Source organism: Dialister invisus DSM 15470, assembly GCF_000160055.1.
In the GTDB taxonomy this organism is placed as follows: Bacteria; Bacillota; Negativicutes; order Veillonellales; family Dialisteraceae; genus Dialister; species Dialister invisus.
Genome location: NZ_GG698602.1, coordinates 32336 through 50379, shown reverse-complemented (window position 1 = coordinate 50379; position 18044 = coordinate 32336). Strand labels below are relative to the sequence as shown.

The 18044-nt window shown below is 41.2% G+C and carries 16 protein-coding genes; 3 read left to right on the top strand and 13 right to left on the bottom strand.

Annotation, left to right across the window (positions count from 1 at the left end; genetic code table 11):
• Window positions 1-36: 36 nt before the first annotated feature.
• The 6 genes from GCWU000321_RS00215 to GCWU000321_RS00190 all read right to left on the bottom strand — a co-directional run bounded on the left by GCWU000321_RS00215 (window position 37) and on the right by GCWU000321_RS00190 (window position 5880).
• Window positions 37-1152 (bottom strand): hypothetical protein, encoded by a 1116-nt coding sequence (locus tag GCWU000321_RS00215; protein ID WP_007069043.1) that lies wholly within the window; start codon window positions 1150-1152, stop codon window positions 37-39.
• A gap of 119 nt (window positions 1153-1271) precedes the next feature.
• Window positions 1272-2441, bottom strand: coding sequence for a pyridoxal phosphate-dependent aminotransferase (locus GCWU000321_RS00210; RefSeq protein WP_007069042.1), 1170 nt, complete (start codon window positions 2439-2441; stop codon window positions 1272-1274).
• A 46-nt stretch (window positions 2442-2487) separates the two neighbouring features.
• On the bottom strand, window positions 2488-2922 hold the full coding sequence (locus GCWU000321_RS00205) for a flavodoxin domain-containing protein (protein WP_007069041.1): 435 nt from the start codon (window positions 2920-2922) through the stop codon (window positions 2488-2490).
• Between the two features lie 59 nt (window positions 2923-2981).
• A complete protein-coding gene (locus GCWU000321_RS00200; protein WP_007069040.1) occupies window positions 2982-3410 on the bottom strand; it encodes a flavodoxin in 429 nt (142 codons plus the stop codon).
• A 113-nt stretch (window positions 3411-3523) separates the two neighbouring features.
• On the bottom strand, window positions 3524-4183 hold the full coding sequence (locus GCWU000321_RS00195; RefSeq protein ID WP_007069039.1) for a hypothetical protein: 660 nt from the start codon (window positions 4181-4183) through the stop codon (window positions 3524-3526).
• Window positions 4184-4191: 8 nt separating this feature from the next.
• Window positions 4192-5880, bottom strand: coding sequence for a glutamine--tRNA ligase/YqeY domain fusion protein (locus GCWU000321_RS00190; protein ID WP_007069038.1), 1689 nt, complete (start codon window positions 5878-5880; stop codon window positions 4192-4194).
• A gap of 156 nt (window positions 5881-6036) precedes the next feature.
• On the opposite strand from GCWU000321_RS00190, the gene GCWU000321_RS00185 reads away from it, so the two are divergent.
• Entirely contained in the window at window positions 6037-6927 is an 891-nt protein-coding gene (locus GCWU000321_RS00185; protein ID WP_007069037.1) for a fumarylacetoacetate hydrolase family protein, read from the top strand.
• A gap of 109 nt (window positions 6928-7036) precedes the next feature.
• Here the strand turns inward: GCWU000321_RS00185 and leuS are convergent, their stop codons facing one another.
• Both leuS and GCWU000321_RS00175 read right to left on the bottom strand, forming a co-directional pair.
• Window positions 7037-9505: a leucine--tRNA ligase gene (gene leuS, locus GCWU000321_RS00180; RefSeq protein ID WP_040381650.1), complete on the bottom strand. Its 2469-nt coding sequence runs from the start codon at window positions 9503-9505 to the stop codon at window positions 7037-7039.
• A gap of 136 nt (window positions 9506-9641) precedes the next feature.
• Entirely contained in the window at window positions 9642-11036 is a 1395-nt protein-coding gene (locus GCWU000321_RS00175) for a glycosyl hydrolase family 18 protein (RefSeq protein ID WP_050754507.1), read from the bottom strand.
• A 77-nt stretch (window positions 11037-11113) separates the two neighbouring features.
• Between GCWU000321_RS00175 and lgt the strand changes: the two genes are divergently transcribed.
• Window positions 11114-11902, top strand: coding sequence for a prolipoprotein diacylglyceryl transferase (gene lgt / locus GCWU000321_RS00170; protein WP_007069034.1), 789 nt, complete (start codon window positions 11114-11116; stop codon window positions 11900-11902).
• Between the two features lie 39 nt (window positions 11903-11941).
• Here lgt and sfsA read toward each other — a convergent pair whose 3' ends face one another.
• From sfsA to glpX, 5 genes are all read right to left on the bottom strand, one after another.
• Complete coding sequence (sfsA, locus tag GCWU000321_RS00165; RefSeq protein WP_040381027.1) at window positions 11942-13090, bottom strand: DNA/RNA nuclease SfsA; 1149 nt, start codon at window positions 13088-13090, stop codon at window positions 11942-11944.
• Window positions 13091-13142: 52 nt separating this feature from the next.
• Window positions 13143-14249 (bottom strand): redox-regulated ATPase YchF, encoded by a 1107-nt coding sequence (gene ychF, locus GCWU000321_RS00160; RefSeq protein WP_007069032.1) that lies wholly within the window; start codon window positions 14247-14249, stop codon window positions 13143-13145.
• Window positions 14250-14253: 4 nt separating this feature from the next.
• The gene (locus GCWU000321_RS00155; RefSeq protein ID WP_040381647.1) at window positions 14254-15498 is read right to left on the bottom strand and encodes an LL-diaminopimelate aminotransferase; all 1245 of its coding nucleotides are present in this window, start codon (window positions 15496-15498) and stop codon (window positions 14254-14256) included.
• 115 nt (window positions 15499-15613) lie between these two features.
• Window positions 15614-16168, bottom strand: a complete 555-nt coding sequence (gene lepB / locus GCWU000321_RS00150) for a signal peptidase I (RefSeq protein WP_007069030.1) — start codon at window positions 16166-16168, stop codon at window positions 15614-15616.
• Between the two features lie 125 nt (window positions 16169-16293).
• A complete protein-coding gene (gene glpX / locus GCWU000321_RS00145) occupies window positions 16294-17259 on the bottom strand; it encodes a class II fructose-bisphosphatase (RefSeq protein ID WP_022027139.1) in 966 nt (321 codons plus the stop codon).
• A 193-nt stretch (window positions 17260-17452) separates the two neighbouring features.
• On the opposite strand from glpX, the gene GCWU000321_RS00140 reads away from it, so the two are divergent.
• A complete protein-coding gene (locus GCWU000321_RS00140) occupies window positions 17453-18037 on the top strand; it encodes an SGNH/GDSL hydrolase family protein (RefSeq protein WP_007069027.1) in 585 nt (194 codons plus the stop codon).
• The last annotated feature ends 7 nt before the right edge of the window (window positions 18038-18044 follow it).

Below are 18044 nucleotides of genomic sequence, written 5' to 3'. Positions count from 1 at the left end.
CCTCTTCACAATAACCATACAAAATCTACTTGCAATCTATTTCTTTTCACTAAACTGTGGATTCTTTGCAGAAACGATTCCATCTATCTTTTGTTTTGTAAGAAATAAGATCAATATATTTCTTTTATCCTTCGAAAAATATATGTAGGAAGTTCTCAGATGCCCTGACGAGGTATCCATTTCTACCTTATACGGCGCCCCATAAATTAACTCTGCCGTTTCTAAATCATCTCCCAAGGTTATGCCTCGAGTGGTCACCATATCAGAATCCGTCAGGAACAACCCCTGTACTATTCCCGATCTCGCCGTAGCGCGAACAGCATATCCGGAAAAATACCACACATCTTCTTTGGGATTAGACATTTTCCTTTGCCATGTATCCCACGAATGAGCCCTAAATTTCGTATCCAGTTTAAACCCGGCGATCCCAAAGTCTTTATCCGGAAGTAGTCCGTCTTTCCTCATCTTTTGCGTCAATGACTGGAAACTCCCGGCAGCTCTTCCCGAATCCTCAACAGAAAACTGAAATGCCTTTACCTTATTTCCCTTTATGATGAACTTAATCTTTTTTTGCCCTGCTTTGTAAATAAAATAAAATGATTTGTCTGTACCATCCCATAAGACCTCTTCAGGTGCACCATATGCCCGCAAAACATTTTCCCTCAAGGACCCCACCGTGATACCTCTTTTGGTGATCGCTGCTTTGCCATCTATATAAAGACGCGAGACCCCGGAAAATCCCTCCCCTTTTTTCAGCTGTACATCTTTTCGTTGCACATAAGCATAAGGTAATTTCCTATTCACTACTACAGTAAGCCCTGCATTCTTCCAATGATATTCATCACTAATAGTTCCATGGGAAACCATGTCAGGAACTCCATTAAGACGAAATATACGCTCCGGTTCATCTCCCATTTTAACATTACTGAGTATAAAGTCATCATCATCTAACGGATGCCCATCCACCGCCATTAAAGATACTCGTTCCTTATCATCTGATACGTTTCCCGATTTTACTTCGGAAGCTTTTTCTTTCGGCAGAGAGGCTTCTTTCATCATGGATACCTTATCTTCCGCATAAGAACATATTCCCAAGGAAAATACGAGCAGCCCTGTTATCACAGTCATTTTCTGCAAAGATTCATACCTCATCAGATCTCTCCTGTCCAATAATTTTACATATTTTTTATTATGAAGTTCGCATCACTATTCTGTCAAGAAACAAAATAAAAAGGGAGGCACAATCACGTCCCCCCTCTTTTACCAACACTTTATTTTTTATATTTTGTCACAAAATGTGCCATGCGTTTCATCGCCTCTGTCAAATTTTCTCGACTTGCCGCATAGGAAATACGAATATGATTTTTCCCCTGCAGCCCAAAACAAGTACCAGGAACCACTCCCACTTTTTCTTCCATCAGCAGCCTATCACAAAACTCTTCATCGTTCATTCCAGTACAGCTGATATCCGGAAAAATATAGAAGGCCCCTTTCGGCTTAAATACTTTAAGCCCCATTTTCGCGAGAGCATCATACACTATCTTTCTGCGAATCTTATATTCATCGAACATCACTTTTACATCTTCATCACATTTCCTCAGCGCAGCGATTGCTCCATACTGACTGGTAGATGCAGCACATAAAATCTCATACTGGTGAACCTTGTACAAAGACTGCATGACTTCTTTCGGTCCGCAAATATAGCCAATACGTAATCCTGTCATCGCATAAGATTTTGAAAACCCATTCATGACAAGAGTGCGTTCCTTCATACCGGGGATGGAAGCAAAACAGGTATGTTTCCCCTCATAAGTCAGGTCACAATAAATTTCATCTGAAATTACGATCAAGTCATGCCTCTGGGCAAATGCCGCAATTTCTTCAAGAGCTGCCTGATCCATTACCGTCCCCGTTGGATTGTTTGGATAACCGATCAGTAACGCTTTCGTCTTGGTCGTCAGTTTTTCCTCCAACTTATCCACTCTTAATCTGAATTCATCATCAGAAAATGTCGGTACAAGAACAGGTGTCCCTCCAACCAATCTTACGCATGCAGGATACGCGAGATAGGCAGGGTCAGGCATTAAAACCTGATCTCCCTGATTCAGGATCGTCTGCATGACAACAGTAATAGCTTCCGATACACCAACGGTAATCATAATTTCATTCATTGGATCATATTCCAATCCATAACGCTTTTTAAAAAGGCCGCTGATTTCCTCGCGAAGTTCCAAAAGACCCCAATTTGAGGTATAAGAAGTTTCTTTGTTTTTCAGACTTTCAATGCATGCGTCAATAACTCTATCAGGTGCCGCATAATCTGGTTCTCCCACACCTAAAGAAATAACATCTTTCATTGTGCTTGCCAGATCAAAAAATTTACGAATTCCAGAAAAAGGAACTGCCTGTACATTTTCAGAAATTTTATTATTCCATTCCATTCAAATCCCACCTTTAGTAATTATCATCTTTTATACAATACAGTCATTATGCTTTAGCAACCGCTGCCCCAAGAGCTTCACAATTCTTCTGAGCCTCTTCATCAGGATATCCATAAGCTAAAACCGGTTTGGCAGCAAAATGCGCCCCTGCGAAATGAAGCTCATTATACCAGGAATTCAGCCATGCGCCGCGGCTCCAGCCACAAGAGCCGAAAACCCCCATTTCTTTCCCTTTTAAATAAGGTTTCAACTTCTCACAAAATGGCTTCATTTCCATCTCCTCAATCACTTCGACTCCCCAAGCTGAACACCCTAAGATAATGTGATGACAGGTATTACCAATTTCAATAGGATCTACATCTGAAACGGGAGCAAGTAAAACTTCAGCTCCCGTATTACGAGCTCCCACGGCCACGGCCTCTGCCATCGCTTCTGTATTCCCTGTTGCTGAAAAATAAATAATTGCAACTTTACTTCCCATAAGTCCCCCTATGTAAAAAAGAAGCGCCTCTCTTAAGACGCCTCTTCAATACGATTTAATTACGCATTCGCCACCGCTTTTCCTAAAGCGGCACAAGCAGCCAGTGCTTCATCATCAGGATAGCTGTAAGCCTTAACCGGTTCGGATATAAGTTCAACACCTGCATCATTCAAACGCTGCTTCCACGTCACAATCCAATCGCCCTGATTCCACGCATAAGAACCAAAAATACCAACTATTTTACCTTTGAGCTGTGGCAACAGTTCAGCAAAAAATGGTTCAAATTCATATTCTTCCAACTCTTCATTCCCCATCGCCGGGCAGCCAAGAATAATACGATCAAAAGCTGCCACATCAGATGCAGTAGTATCACTTACAAAGCTCAATGTGGTTTCTGCACCCGCATCCTTTGCTGCATTTTCAATTGCTTGTGCCATAGCTTCTGTATTTCCGGAGCCGGACCAATATACGATTGCTACCTTTGCCATGTAAAACTCCTCCTGTCAAATTCTTACATAATGAATTACTACCTCTTTATATTACTTATCAAAACATGCCTTGTCAATTTGCCACTTTTTATTACAAATTTTTATTCCAAAATCTACTTTTTTAAATCAAGCAATTTCTTCTGCTTGACAATTTTCCTTTTCCCCATCATCTCCCGTAAAGAACTGGTTAATTCAAATTGCTCCGCGTCAGAATTGATAATTCCTAAGGAAATGAAATAACCGTCATTTTGTAGTACAACTTGATATGCTTCATGATAAACGATATCTTTTTCTTTTATTCTTATCTCAAACGATCCTTCCCAGCGAGGATTCTTCTTATCATTTATCCGCACCAAAGGTGTTTTTCCTGTATAAACAGCACCACTTTCCATAATACACTTATTCAAATGCCCCGCAATGATATCCATCTGCTTCTCTATAGAATCTGTTTTATGTGTGATTTCTCCTATCTCCAATAAAAAGGGAACTCCCAGCTTTTGGCTGGTTGCCCAGCCATAGGAAAAATCAGGGGGATTGGAATAAGTCATCGTATAATATCTTCCACTTACTGCTCCCTTCCGCGTAAAATACAGCTTTATCCCTTTATCCTGTAAAAAAGGTAAAGCAGACTGCTCGCCTTCCTCAAAATGAACATGCGGAGGCACCTCCATCTTTCCAATATCAGGTAATTCCCATTTTTCCGCTGAAACATTAGCTGTCAGTGATACCGTAAATATCACAGATAATATACTAAGCCATAATCTATATCTCATATTTTCCCTTATCCGTTTCCCTTCCCCATTATTTTTTGCAACTTAGCCCAAGTATCCCGAAGCCCGACGATCCGATTGCACACAATCTGTTTTTTTGTACTGTCTTTATCAATAATAAAATATCCCTTGCGTAAAAACTGAAAACGGCTTCCTACATCATATTCCTTAATTACCGGTTCAGCCTTGCCATTCATTACTACAAGTGAATCTGTATTCACCTTTTCCATGAAATCGCGGCCATCATCTACATCATCCGGGGAAATCAGATAATCGTACAGACGCACTGCCACATCAACTGCTGTATCAGCATATACCCAATGAAGCGTCCCCTTCACTTTACGATCTGCACCGGGTGTTCCACTGCGTGTATCAAAATCAACCGTGCAATGAATTTCTTTGAGTTTACCCTTTTCATCCTTAATAAGTTCATCACAGTGCACAATGTATGCCCCTTTAAGCCGAACCTCCTTTCCCGGTGTCATACGGAAAAATTTCTTCACCGGCGTTTCCATAAAATCTTCCCGTTCAATATAAATAATTCTGCCAAAAGGAACCTGCCGTGTTCCCATAGTTTCCTGTTCCGGATTATTTTCAATCGTTACATATTCCATTTTATCTTCAGGATAGTTCGTAAGAACAACTTTAACAGGATCAATAACAGTCATAATTCGAGGCGCCTTAGTCTTAAGGTCTTCACGAATACAGTATTCTAAAAAAGAAATATCTACTACATTATCTGCCTTAGCCACACCAATCAATTCACAGAAGCGTCGTAAAGATTCCGGCGTATATCCTCTTCTTCTGATGCCGCTGATAGTTGGCATACGGGGATCATCCCATCCGGAGACAACACCCGATTCTACCATCTTACGCAGTTTACGCTTACTCGTAATCATTGTAGTCACATTCAATCGCGCAAATTCAATCTGCCTCGGTTTTTCCTTCCCGTCAAATGCCTGAAGACACCAATTATATAAAGGGCGTCTTTCCTCAAATTCCAACGTACAGATAGATTGGGTAATTCCTTCAATAGCATCAGAAAGAGGATGCGCAAAATCATAGAGCGGATAGATACACCATGTGTTGCCTGTACGGTGATGTGTAGAATGGAGAATCCGATAAATAACCGGATCTCTCATAACCACATTGGGTGCCGACATATCAATCTTGGCACGAAGAACCTTTTCCCCATCTTTATATTTTCCATTCTTCATTTCCTGGAATAACTGCAGATTTTCTTCCACACTGCGGTTACGCCATGGGCTTTCTTTACCGGGATGTAAAAAATCACCGCGGGTATCATGAATTTCCTCGCTGGTCTGGTCATCTACATAAGCCAATCCCATACGAATCAATTTGCAGGCAAATTCATAAAGCTGCGGAAAATAGTCAGATGCATAATGTACGGGTTCTTTCCATTTGAATCCGAGCCATTTTATATCTTCTAAAATCGAATTAACATATTCGACCTCTTCTTTGGCAGGATTGGTATCATCAAAACGTACATTAGTTTCACCATGATATTTTTCACCAAGGCCGAAATTAAGGCAAATACTTTTCACATGTCCAATATGAAGGTACCCATTAGGTTCCGGAGGAAATCTCGTTAATACCCGTCCATTTTCATATACATTATTAGCAATATCCTTGTTAATCTCTGCTTCGATAAAATTGGCCGCTTCTTGTCTTTCTTCCATTACTTATCCCTCTGTTTATTTCTAAAATCAAGAATGATTTCAATAATTGGCACAAATTCATTCTACCATAGATACTATTTTTGTGAAATAAAATATGAATAACTCACTTACTTTTATGTTATAATAGCCATAATTTAACAGAAAGAAGGGATATCTATGCAGAGACTTATTTCATATAATCATAAGGGCCTCCGCCAATGGGGCGTCCTTACACAAGACAGCAAGTCCATTATTCCCGCTGAACTGTTGGAAGAAACTTATTTCATTCCCTTAGGCGAAACGATGGATGAATTTATTGAAACTGGCGATGAAGGACTGCTTAACCTTGCGAAAGTACTGGAAATGAACAAAGAAGATCAGTCTATCCCCCCTGTTTCTTTATCAGAGGTAGAAATCGCAGTTCCTTTTTATCCAAAACGTAATATTTTCTGTGTAGGAAAGAACTACCAGTCCCATGTCAAGGAATTCGAAAAAAATACAAATGCGAAAAATCCGCTGCATCCCATTTTTTTTACAAAAGCAACCACTTCTGTCATCGGTACAAATGAAGAAATTGATCTTCATCGGGATGTGACATCCCAGGTTGATTATGAAGGTGAACTGGGTGTAATCATTGGCAGAAAGTGCATTGATGTCCTCGAAAAAGATGCTCTGAAATATGTATATGGCTATACCATCATCAACGATATAACCGCCAGAGATTTACAAAAATCCCACGCCCAGTGGTTCCGAGGAAAAAGCCTGGATACTTTCTGCCCCATAGGCCCCACTGTCCTCATTGGCGGCTGGCCGTTTCCGTTCACAATCTACACAAAAATAAATGACCAACTTCGCCAGGAAGGCAATACTACGGATTTAATCTTTTCTGTTGCCAAACTGATTTCTACTCTTTCTTCCGGCATGACATTGCTTCCAGGTGATATCATCGCCACTGGAACACCGGAAGGTGTCGGAATGGGTTTTAGCCCGCCAAAATTCCTTTGTCCCGGAGATGTTGTGGAAATTACGATTGACCCCATTGGTACACTCCGTAACCCAGTAAAATAGGTAATCAAGTAAATATCTAAAATGATTAAAACTCAGTTCAAGGCTTTCCCTCTGCGGAATTGCACAAACTGAGTTTTTAACTTGAGGCATCACTTTTTTGTACCGCTGATTACTTAGCGACAATATTTATAATTTTTCCGGGAATCACAATACATTTGATAATTATCTTACCCTCCGTAAATTTCTGTACTTCCGGCAATGCTCTCACAAGTTTTTCGATACTATCCTTATCCATGTCAACAGGTACTTTTATTGTTGTGCGAACCTTGCCGTTAATTTGCACTGCCATTTCCAATGAATCTACGGCAAGCGCAGCCTCATCAACCTTTGGCCATGCTGCAGCATGTACACTGACTTCCTCCGCTCCGATACCCTGCCAAAGTTCTTCCGTAATATGTGGAACAAAAGGCGCAAGCAGAATTAACAAATCACGAAGCAGTTCCTTTGCAAAACTGTCTTCAATCGTACTGTGCTTTTCTCCAAACCTGTACATCTCGTTTACGAGTTCCATAATCGCACTAATAGCCGTGTTGAAGGCAAATTTCCCATCTAAATCCTCTGTAACTTTAGCAATAGACTGATGCAGCCGGCGACGCAGAGCCACCTCATCAGGTGATAACATTCCTTTTAATTCTTTTCCCAATTCCTGATACTTGCCAACAATCGTCCAAACACGTTTTAGGAATCGATAAGAGCCTTCTACGCCCTGATCACTCCATTCCAAATCTTTTTCCGGCGGCGCGGCAAAAAGAATAAAGAGCCGGGCCGTGTCCGCTCCATATTTTCCAACGATTTCTTCCGGACTCACCACATTACCAACGGATTTACTCATCTTCCCGCCATCCTTGAGCACCATCCCTTGGCACAGCAGATTGGTAAACGGCTCCGGATAATCAACCATCCCCTCGTCTTGCAATACTTTCATGAAGAAACGGGAATATAGTAAATGAAGAATCGCATGTTCAATACCGCCGATATACTGATCCACCGGCATCCAATAGTCTGTTTTACCCTTACTAAACGGTTCCTGTTCATTATGCGGATCGCAATACCGCAGGAAATACCATGATGAATCAATAAAAGTATCCATTGTATCCGTTTCACGAACGGCATCCGCTCCGCACTTCGGACATTTGCAATGAAGAAAACTTTCACTTGTTTCAAGAGGCGATGTAGCACCGGCAACAAAATTGACATCTTCAGGTAATACAACCGGCAGTTCTTCTTCCGGCACAAGTACGCTGCCGCAATGCGGGCAATTAATAATCGGAATCGGACATCCCCAATAGCGTTGACGAGAAATAAGCCAATCTCTCAAGCGATAATTGACCTTTTCTTCACCAATTCCCATTTTCTCTAATTTTTTCGTAATATTGATTCTTGCTTCCGCGGAAAGCTGGCCATCAAACTCTGATGAATTGACCAGCTCCCCATCTTCACAGTAGGCCTGATCCATTTTATCAAGTTTTAGGTCATGAGCTTTATTTTGGATAACGATTTTTACGGGAAGATTATACTTTTTCGCAAAATCCCAATCACGCTGATCACCTTGGGGAACTGCCATAACTGCACCTGTACCATATTCATAAAGAACATAGTTGGCAATCCAAATCGGCACACGTTCGCCTGTAAGCGGATGCACAGCATAACTGCCTGTGGGCATTCCCAATTTAGGTGTATCTTCAGACGTGCGGTCGATGTCGTTCTGATTTTTGATTTCCTGAATAAATGCCTGAATCTTTTCTTTTTCAGGATTATTGGAAATTAACTTTTCTACCAGAGGATGTTCAGGTGCTAACACTATGTAGGTAACACCATATACTGTATCTACACGAGTAGTGTAAACAGGAATTGTATCTTCCATGCCATCCACATGAAAAAAGAACTGTGTCCCGATAGAACGGCCAATCCAGTTGCGCTGCATGATCTTTACGCGTTCCGGCCAACCGGGCATATGATCCAAATCAGCAAGCAGACGATCTGCATAATCTGTAATTTTCAGGAACCATTGAGACAAATTTTTTTTAACAACTGGATTCTTACAGCGCCAGCACTTCCCTTCTTCCACCTGTTCATTTGCAAGAACCGTATGACAATGGTCACACCAGTTTACTTTTGCTTCCTTTTTATACGCAAGCCCCCTCTTATAAAAAATCTCAAAAAGATTCTGCGTATGTTTATAATAATCTTCACGACAAGTCAGGACTTCTCTTTCCCAATCATAAGAAAGCCCGAGCTCTTTCTGCTGACGCGTCATATTCTCAATATTCGCATATGTCCATTCAGCCGGAGCAATTCCATGCTGGATAGCGGCATTTTCCGCCGGCATGCCAAAAGCATCATATCCCATCGGATGAATAACATTAAACCCCTGCATGGATTTAAAGCGGGCTACCACGTCACCAATAGAGTAATTCCTCACATGCCCCATATGAAGATTGCCCGAAGGATACGGGAACATCTCAAGAACATAGTATTTCTTTTTATTCGGATCAAAATGAGTCTCAAATGCTTTCGTCTCTTCCCAAATCTGCTGCCACTTTTTTTCAATTTGCTGTGGAATATATTTCCCCTGCATACCGTCACCTTCCATGAGCATTTTATCAAAGAAATTTCTTCTAAAACCGTTATCCAATATTATATATTTTTAGCATATTAACGTCAAACAAACTGCCCGTTACTTCACGGATGATTCCCGCTGAATGAGCAAGTATTCACTGCGCCCTTTTCAGCCTCTCCCTGAATTTGATAAGTATATCTTCACTTCTGTTCTTATACCTGACCGATTCATCCTTTTTATTCAGAAATGCACCTTCTATCTGATCGTATATATCTTCTGTTTCAAAACCATATCGCCAAAATGCCAGTCCTGCCAGTTTATAATCATGTGCCAAGGAAACCTTTTCTTGCAAAGAGCGTCTTTCTTCAAACCAAACTTTTCTCGTCTGTCCATTTTCTTCCCATATCCCTACATACTGGCGATCTTCAGGGTTCCAAAACAATCCGATATTATTCTGCCCCAACAAATTTTTGATTTGCTTCATCATAAGGACGGAAGAAGCCGCCTGCCCTTCTTTTCCCGTCCAAATGCGTGTATAAAAAGGTAACCCCAGCACCAGTTTATTATTAGGCACCTGTTTTAAAAGCATAGCAATATGATGTTTGAGCCATGAGTAGGACGATACTGGCCCGGAATATCGACTTCTCCCCGGCGTCTGGTCATATCCCATAATCACTTCATAATCTACATAGGCTGCCATTCCTTTACGATCATAACAGAGACTCCAGTTCGGACTATTACTGTTCACCGTAATATCAACGGAAATTTCCTTTCCATGCATATGAAGTTTTTCAGATACTGTTTTAATAAATTTCGTATATAAAAACTTATCCGCCTCATCCATATTTTCAAAATCCAAATTCCATCCATCGAAATCATAAACCAGTGCTGTCGCAGTAATTTGTCTTGCCAGATTTTGAACTGCTCCCGAATCATGAAGAAGTTTCTTTGTTTCCTGTAAGTCGAAGTCATTATGTAAAAGCGGTGTAATCTTCATTCCTGCACGTTTGGCTTCCTGCAGATATGAAAGCGATAGCGGTATTTCTTTCATATCCTTATAGCCACCCCATGTGGGCGCTAAAACTCTTTCTCCCACATGTTCCGTGAAATAATTTTTACTCGTATCAAATATCAAGTCCGGATCCCACATAAGAATGATCCTTTTATTTTTCTGTGATTTTTCTTCCGCTTTATATTCCTTTGCACATATTTCCATTTTCTTTCTATCAAAAATATATTCAAAACCTGCCTGTTTAGAAAAAAACGTAAAATTAATATAGGGCTCCCCTCTAATTTCCGTCAATGGCAATTCTACATCAACTGGATCCTCATGTATTCCCAGATTAACTTTTGCATAGATTTTCTTCCCGTTTTCTATAATCTTCCATTGATTTCCTTTTTCCAGGAAATACGGTCTCGTAAATATCTGTTCACCTTCTTCATAAGCAGTCTCACTCACTTCTTTATATTTCACATTCACCTTCGTAAAGGCGTAAATATTTTGTGTAAATATAAGAAACAACAATCCTGCGAATAAAATCTTAAACATAAAAACCCCACCTGTTTTCATTTTTTTAGAGTATAATAAAATAATATTGTTATCATTATAATTGAGTGAGGCCAATTATGCATCAATATTTATTTTTTATCGGTAATTTCCCTATCCGCTTATACGGGATCTTCTTCTCTCTGGGTATCATATCAGGATGTATTACCGCTTATTTCTTACTAAAAAAAGACAGGCGGGGATGGGAATCCCACATGTTTGATTTAGGACTTGTCATCGCTTTTGCAGGAATCGTTGGCGGAAGGCTTTGGGACGTATTCTTTTTTGATTGGGAATACTATCATAATCATCTATTGGAAATCCCCTATATCTGGCAAGGCGGGATGGCTATCCAAGGCGGCATTATTTTTGCGTGTATTGCCGCATATTTTTATTTAAAGAAACATCAGATCCCAGTTCTTCCCTTTGCTGATACTGTCACACCGGGAATTATTTTAGGACAGGCTATCGGACGTATCGCCAATTTTATGAATGGAGACGCTTTTGGACATCCCACTGGACAAGATTTCGGACTGCTCTATCCTGACACAACTCTTGCTTATCATACATATGGAGCCCAACCGCTTTGGCCGGCAGAAGTATGGGAATGCCAAGGAGATCTTTTAATTTTTGTTTTGCTTCTCTGGTATGGATGCAAAACACGAGCAGAAGGAACCACCTTTTGTCTCTATATTATGCTTTATTCTCTTCTTCGTTTCTTCCTTGAAAATTACAGAGGCGATTACGGAACACTCGCTCTCGGCTTAAAAAGTGCACAACTTACCAGTCTGACTGCTTTTGCCGGAGCGTTCATCTTATTTCTATATTTCCATTTTGAATGCAAGAGCAAAAGTGGTATATCTGAATAAAACTTTAAAAGTGCCAGTTCACATCAATCGGCACTTTTCTTACGCATCAAAATAAGAGTTCAATACATTGATTTCAAAATTTTCTTCAATCTTTGTAAATGCTTTTATATGCAGAGGATTCTCATAAAAACCGAACAGATGAGATTTACAGGAACAGTCCGTACAGCCGAATCCTTTAATTTCCCAATCTGCAATATCAGATATGGCCGCTGCCAAAAGATGTTCAAAATCGCGCTTTGTTCTAATCGGAATAACACCGATAAACTCAGACTCCTGCCGTAAGTAATCAATATGCCAATGCATTTTCTTTCTCAGATGACGATGCCGTCTGATCCGCTGTTCTAAATTTCTCTTTGCGGACCCGATATATACATAATACCCCTGAGGGAAGTTCATAATCCCTTTGGTTCCTATTTCCACTAATTTGTCTTTATCCAAATAAAGTATCAGTAAGTAGTCACCACAATTTCCCATCTCCTCATCCAAGGCCTTTATGGAAGTGGGAAGAAGCTTTACATGATCGGGATAATCAAATTCAGGTGTCCAATGAAGCGCTGCCACCTTCCAATCAATACGCTCCATATTAACACGGAATGCTTTTGCAAACTCAATATCCGTATGAAAATCAGGCAAAAACCATTCTGCCCGATTCCATTGCACAAGGATCAATATGCCTGCGCGTCCGATCTGTCCTATTTGCCCAAGATGATCAACATGTTTCTTTCCTCTTGCAGTGACTGCATCAGGAAACATTGCCCCCTTTTCGCCAAAAAGAGTACACGATTTCACTTCTACAGGAAATACTTCTCCTGTCGCTTCATTTCCCAGCAGTAAATCAAATCGGCTGTCACCCATTGTGACTTCTCGCTGTACTACGGAATATTCTTCCCAACCAGCAATCAGATGACGGCTCACTAAGTAATGCGCCACATCATTACACTTAGATGTATCCAGAAGAATAACTTCTCCATCACGTTCCACGCCGATAACACGATATGCCGTGCGACTCAAGGGATTCCTGCTTTTTACAAAATACATTTTGACCCCCGGAAATAAAAGCTCTCTCATTCTTCCGGGATTAGGCATATGGCAGATTTCCATTCTCCCATCTATCTCCGCATGAATTACAAATCTGTTCATCCGCATAACAAATGCACCGGTGACAATATTTCCATAAAGTTTCTTCATTAGTACTTCTCCGCAAAAAAGCCCCCTTATCGGAGGCTCAATTATTTTACCACTATACATTAAAGCGGAAATACGCGATATCTCCGTCCTTAATAATATATTCTTTCCCTTCTACCCGCAGCAGTCCTTTTTCACGGGCAGCTGCAAAAGAACCGCATTTTATCAATTCATCATAGGTAATGATTTCCGCACGAATAAATCCACGTTCGATATCGGAATGAATTTTCCCCGCAGCTTTAGGCGCCTTTGTCCCAGAATGAACCGTCCATGCACGGCATTCATCTTCACCTACAGTAAAGAAATTAATCAAGCCTAACATTGCATACGCCGTACGAATCAAACGATTCAATCCCGGTTCCGTTTCTCCCAAATCAGCCAGAAACGCTTTGGCTTCCCCTTCTTCCAATTCCGATACTTCCTGCTCAATCTCTGCTGAAACAGGTACCCATTTGGCATTTTCTTTTTCCGCCTGCGCTGCTGCCGCCTGCACATAAGGATTATCTATGGGATTCGCAATATCATCTTCCGCCGTATTCAATACATACAGAACCGGCTTCAATGTAATCAAATTTAATTCCTTAAGAACCGCCAGTTCATCCTCAGCTAAATCCAAAGTTCTTGCCGGTATTCCCTCCTGCAAAACCTGAAAAACCCTTTCATAAATTGGTAAAACCGCTTTTGCTTCTTTTATCCCCGCCTGAGCCAACTTGGCAGTCTTCACTCTTTTCTTATCGACGCTCTCCAGATCCGCCAGACATAATTCTGTATTAATGATGCCCATATCACGAACAGGATTAATTCCGCCTTCTACATGAGTGATATTTTCATCATCAAAACATCTGACAACATGAGCGATAGCATCGGTTTCACGAATGTGGCTCAAAAACTGGTTCCCCAGCCCCTCCCCCTTCGATGCTCCTGCCACCAGCCCTGCAATATCCACAAAACGGGTAAATGCAGGCGTCGTTTTTTTCGGATTAAATATACCTGCCAAATCATAAATTCTATGATCCGGCACTTCCACAACACCCACATTAGGTTCAATAGTACAAAAAGGAAAATTGGCCGCCTCCGCACCTGCTTTTGTAATCGCATTAAAAAGCGTACTCTTTCCTACATTAGGAAGCCCGACAATACCGATCTGTAAATTTGTGCTCATATCTTCATCCTTTATTTGTATATTTTTTAACAGCAGTTTTCAAACGTTTCACAGCCATTGCCGTCTTTTCCGATGTATTGAATGCGGTCAGACGGACATACCCTTCCCCGCATGGACCGAATCCTGATCCCGGCGTACATATAACCTGCGCTTCCCGAAGAAGGAAGTGAAAAAAATCCCAGCTGCTCATTCCATCAGGTACAGACACCCATATATAAGGGCTGTTTATTCCACCGGAAGCCCGTAACCCGACTTCTTTTACCCCTGCCAAAATAGCCAGGGCATTTTTTCTGTATATCCCCAAAGTCTTCTGTATCTGCTTTTGTCCGGCTTCTGTATATACAGCTTCCGCCCCGCGCTGCACAACATAAGAGCATCCATTAAATTTCGTACATTGTCGGCGATACCAAAGTTCATTTGCACTGATTAATCCCCCTGACTTTGTTTCCAGCTTCAATTCTTTCGGGACAACGACATATCCGCAGCGTACCCCTGTAAATCCGGCTGTCTTAGAGAATGAATGGAACTCAATTGCCACCTCTTTGGCCCCTTCAATTTCATAAATGCTATGCGGAATGTCTTCCGTAATGAATGCCTCATAGGCAGCATCAAAGAAGATAACTGATCCAGTCTGCTTTGCGTACTTCACCCAAACAGTTAATTCCTTTTTATTTAATGCAGTTCCTGTCGGATTGTTGGGTGAACATAAATAAATAATCATGGGATCATGGGATGGCAGGTTTGCTTTAAAATCACATTCTTCATAACACGGCAGGTACTCAAATTTTTCATATGATCCATTCACAAATTTCCCACTTCGTCCCGCCATAACATTACTGTCCACATACACTGGATATACAGGATCCATAATTGCCACAATATCCGACGTGGCAAATATTTCCTGCATATTACTTATATCACATTTTGCGCCATCACTAATAAAAATTTCATCCGGTGAAACATCACATCCCTTGTCTTTGAAATCGTGCAGGGCAACAGCTTCACGCAAAAATAAATATCCTTGTTCCGGACCGTAACCACGGAAAGTTTCCGCTTCTCCCATTTCCGCAACAGCTTTCATCATGGCCTCAACAACAGCCGGAACTAACGGTTGCGTTACATCACCAATGCCAAGAGAGATAATATCAGCATCCGGGTAATTCGCTTTGTATGTTTCCTGTTCCTTTCTTATTTTTGCAAACAAATACGCTCCCTGCAAATCATTAAAATTTTCATTGCAATGTGCCAAAATAATCACCCCTCATTCCCCATCATTGAACATAAAATATAAGTTATTATAACATAATACTCCTATCCTTTGTCGCAAATAAAAACCGCTCCTGCTTCCAGGAAACGGTCTTCCATCATAACTCAACCACTACAGTTCCAAGTACGTGGTCAATTGGAATCGGCCCGATAAATCGGCTGTCAGAGCTATGATTTCTATTATCGCCCATAACGAAAATTGTTCCTTCGGGCACCGTAAACGAACCGGGCATTGAGAACTCCATCACGCCATTGATGTAGGGTTCATTCAATTTTGTGCCATTTCTGTATACCGCATTATCATGAAACTCCAGCTTATCCCCGCCCTTACCGATCACACGCTTTACCCAAACATTGTGTCCCTGACCGCTTCGGCTGAAAAGCGCCACGTAGTTTAAAGCAGGTTCAGATAAATCATCCGCCCACGACCGCATTCTCTGCGTACGGCTGTCAATAATAACAATCTCACCATAATCAGGTGTCTGACGGAAAACATGCCCTAACTTGGAAACAATTAAATACTGTCCATCCTCTAACGTAGGATACATGGATGAACCTGCCACTTTGGTAGGGACAAAAAGAAATATATGGATAATCATCGCTAAAAATAAAGCGACCACGATAGAATAAATCCAATCAAACAATTCGTGCATAAGTCTCCCCTTTCATCTGTAATACAATATATTTTACTGCAAACAATAAAAAAATTCCATATAAAAACCCCCGCCTCACTTGAACATCATAAGCATTTGTCGAGGGTTCTTCTAATATACTGTTATTAAAACATTCTTACACCGGGTTTATCCTCTCCAAAACGGTGAACTGTATCAATAAAACGGACAGTACCGGTCTTATAACGAAGAACTAAAGTACTTGTCCTTGCCCCGCCGCCAAAAAAACGGACACCGCGAAGCATAGCACAGTCTGTAATAGCTGTCTCCGCGAAAATACAGTCATCTCCTTTTACCAAATCATCCAATGTCAGCACTTTATTGGGATCATCAATCCCCATTGTGTGCAGCCGCTGGATCTCCTGTTCCGTCTGCGGAAGCAGTCTTGCCTGCATATCACCGCCAAGACATTTCAATCCTACTGCGGATAAAACACCTTCCGGCGCTCCGCCCGACCCCATAACCATATGGATGCCGCTGCCCTGGATACCGCAGTCGACAGAAGGCACTACATCTCCGTCAGTAATCAGGTATACGCGGGCCCCGGCTTCCCTCGCTTCACGAATAATCTTTTCATGGCGTTCCCTGTCCAAAATAACCATCGTCAGATCGGAAACTTCACGTCCCATCGCATCTGCCACATTTTTAAGATTTTCAGTAACCGAGGCACGGATATCAATCCTCCCCTTCGCACGAGGACCCACGCAGATTTTCTGCATATACATGTCCGGAGCATGAAGCAGACACCCTTTAGGAGCGATAGCAAGAACAGCAATAGCACCATTTTTTCCTTTCGCTACAAGGTTTGTTCCTTCTACAGGATCCACCGCAATATCCACTTCTTCTCCACCCTGTCCTACATGTTCACCAATGTACAGCATGGGGGCTTCATCAATCTCACCCTCGCCAATGACCACGGTACCGGAAACAGGCGTTAAAGCAAACTGCTCATGCATACCATCAACAGCAGCCTGGTCGGCGCCCTCCTTATCACCTAATCCTACGAGCCGCGCACTTTTCAATGCAGCTTGTTCTGTAATACGTGCAAACTCCAATGATAATTGTCTATCCATTACAGCCTCCATAATAGTATACTATCTTCCATCTTGAAATATTATATCACTTTTGAAAGCTCCATGAAGCAGCCATTTAAAAAGAAATCTGACTATTATCTTTGCATATAGCAAACGGTTTTTAACCTTTTGCCGATTTGACAAAAGGACCTTGCTATTTCTATCATTAGTCATATAACATGGGAGGAGCATCATGGACTGGGATATTCAAAATGCAAACTCAATTCATTTCTTTGGGGACAGTCTTACTGCAGGATACGGCACCTTACCGCAGTATGGCTGGATTTACCAAATTTCCAGACGCTGCCCTGCCATCCAATACTACAATCACGGTTTATGCGGTGCAGGACTTGAAGACATTTTTGATTCCCTCTCTCTGTTTCTAAGCAGCCCCCATGAAAATACATTGTTTTTTATGATGGGTGGTACCAACGACATACTTTCCGGAATCAGAGTAACTCATTTGGAAAAAATGATGTTATCCGAGATTAATAAACTTAATAAGAAAATCCCTCTCTGCATCGGTATCCCTCCTTTAATGACACCACTCAGCATTACCACAGGATGGCAGACGCACTTTGCTTTTACGAAAAATAATAAATATTTGAAAGACTATGGGAGCTTTTTAAAAGCAAATTGCATTGACTTAGATATTCTCTTTATTGATTTTTCAACTGCCTTCCCTCTTGATAATGCCTGGTATTCCGATGGTATCCATCCCAATGAAAAGGGATATTCCAAATTTGCGGATATCGCTACCCCTTATATGTCCATATAATTAATCT

Bases quoted from the DNA above. Each gene is read 5' to 3' on its own strand.
- sfsA (WP_040381027.1), bottom strand. From the start codon at position 13,090: ATGAAGAAACTTTATGGAAATATTGTCACCGGTGCATTTGTTATGCGG.
- glpX (WP_022027139.1), bottom strand. From the start codon at position 17,259: ATGGATAGACAATTATCATTGGAGTTTGCACGTATTACAGAACAAGCT.
- GCWU000321_RS00205 (WP_007069041.1), bottom strand. From the start codon at position 2,922: ATGGGAAGTAAAGTTGCAATTATTTATTTTTCAGCAACAGGGAATACA.
- ychF (WP_007069032.1), bottom strand. From the start codon at position 14,249: ATGAGCACAAATTTACAGATCGGTATTGTCGGGCTTCCTAATGTAGGA.
- leuS (WP_040381650.1), bottom strand. From the start codon at position 9,505: ATGCAGGGGAAATATATTCCACAGCAAATTGAAAAAAAGTGGCAGCAG.
- GCWU000321_RS00185 (WP_007069037.1), top strand. From the start codon at position 6,037: ATGCAGAGACTTATTTCATATAATCATAAGGGCCTCCGCCAATGGGGC.
- GCWU000321_RS00215 (WP_007069043.1), bottom strand. From the start codon at position 1,152: ATGAGGTATGAATCTTTGCAGAAAATGACTGTGATAACAGGGCTGCTC.
- lgt (WP_007069034.1), top strand. From the start codon at position 11,114: ATGCATCAATATTTATTTTTTATCGGTAATTTCCCTATCCGCTTATAC.
- GCWU000321_RS00175 (WP_050754507.1), bottom strand. From the start codon at position 11,036: ATGTTTAAGATTTTATTCGCAGGATTGTTGTTTCTTATATTTACACAA.
- GCWU000321_RS00200 (WP_007069040.1), bottom strand. From the start codon at position 3,410: ATGGCAAAGGTAGCAATCGTATATTGGTCCGGCTCCGGAAATACAGAA.
- GCWU000321_RS00195 (WP_007069039.1), bottom strand. From the start codon at position 4,183: ATGAGATATAGATTATGGCTTAGTATATTATCTGTGATATTTACGGTA.
- lepB (WP_007069030.1), bottom strand. From the start codon at position 16,168: ATGCACGAATTGTTTGATTGGATTTATTCTATCGTGGTCGCTTTATTT.
- GCWU000321_RS00210 (WP_007069042.1), bottom strand. From the start codon at position 2,441: ATGGAATGGAATAATAAAATTTCTGAAAATGTACAGGCAGTTCCTTTT.
- GCWU000321_RS00190 (WP_007069038.1), bottom strand. From the start codon at position 5,880: ATGGAAGAAAGACAAGAAGCGGCCAATTTTATCGAAGCAGAGATTAAC.
- GCWU000321_RS00140 (WP_007069027.1), top strand. From the start codon at position 17,453: ATGGACTGGGATATTCAAAATGCAAACTCAATTCATTTCTTTGGGGAC.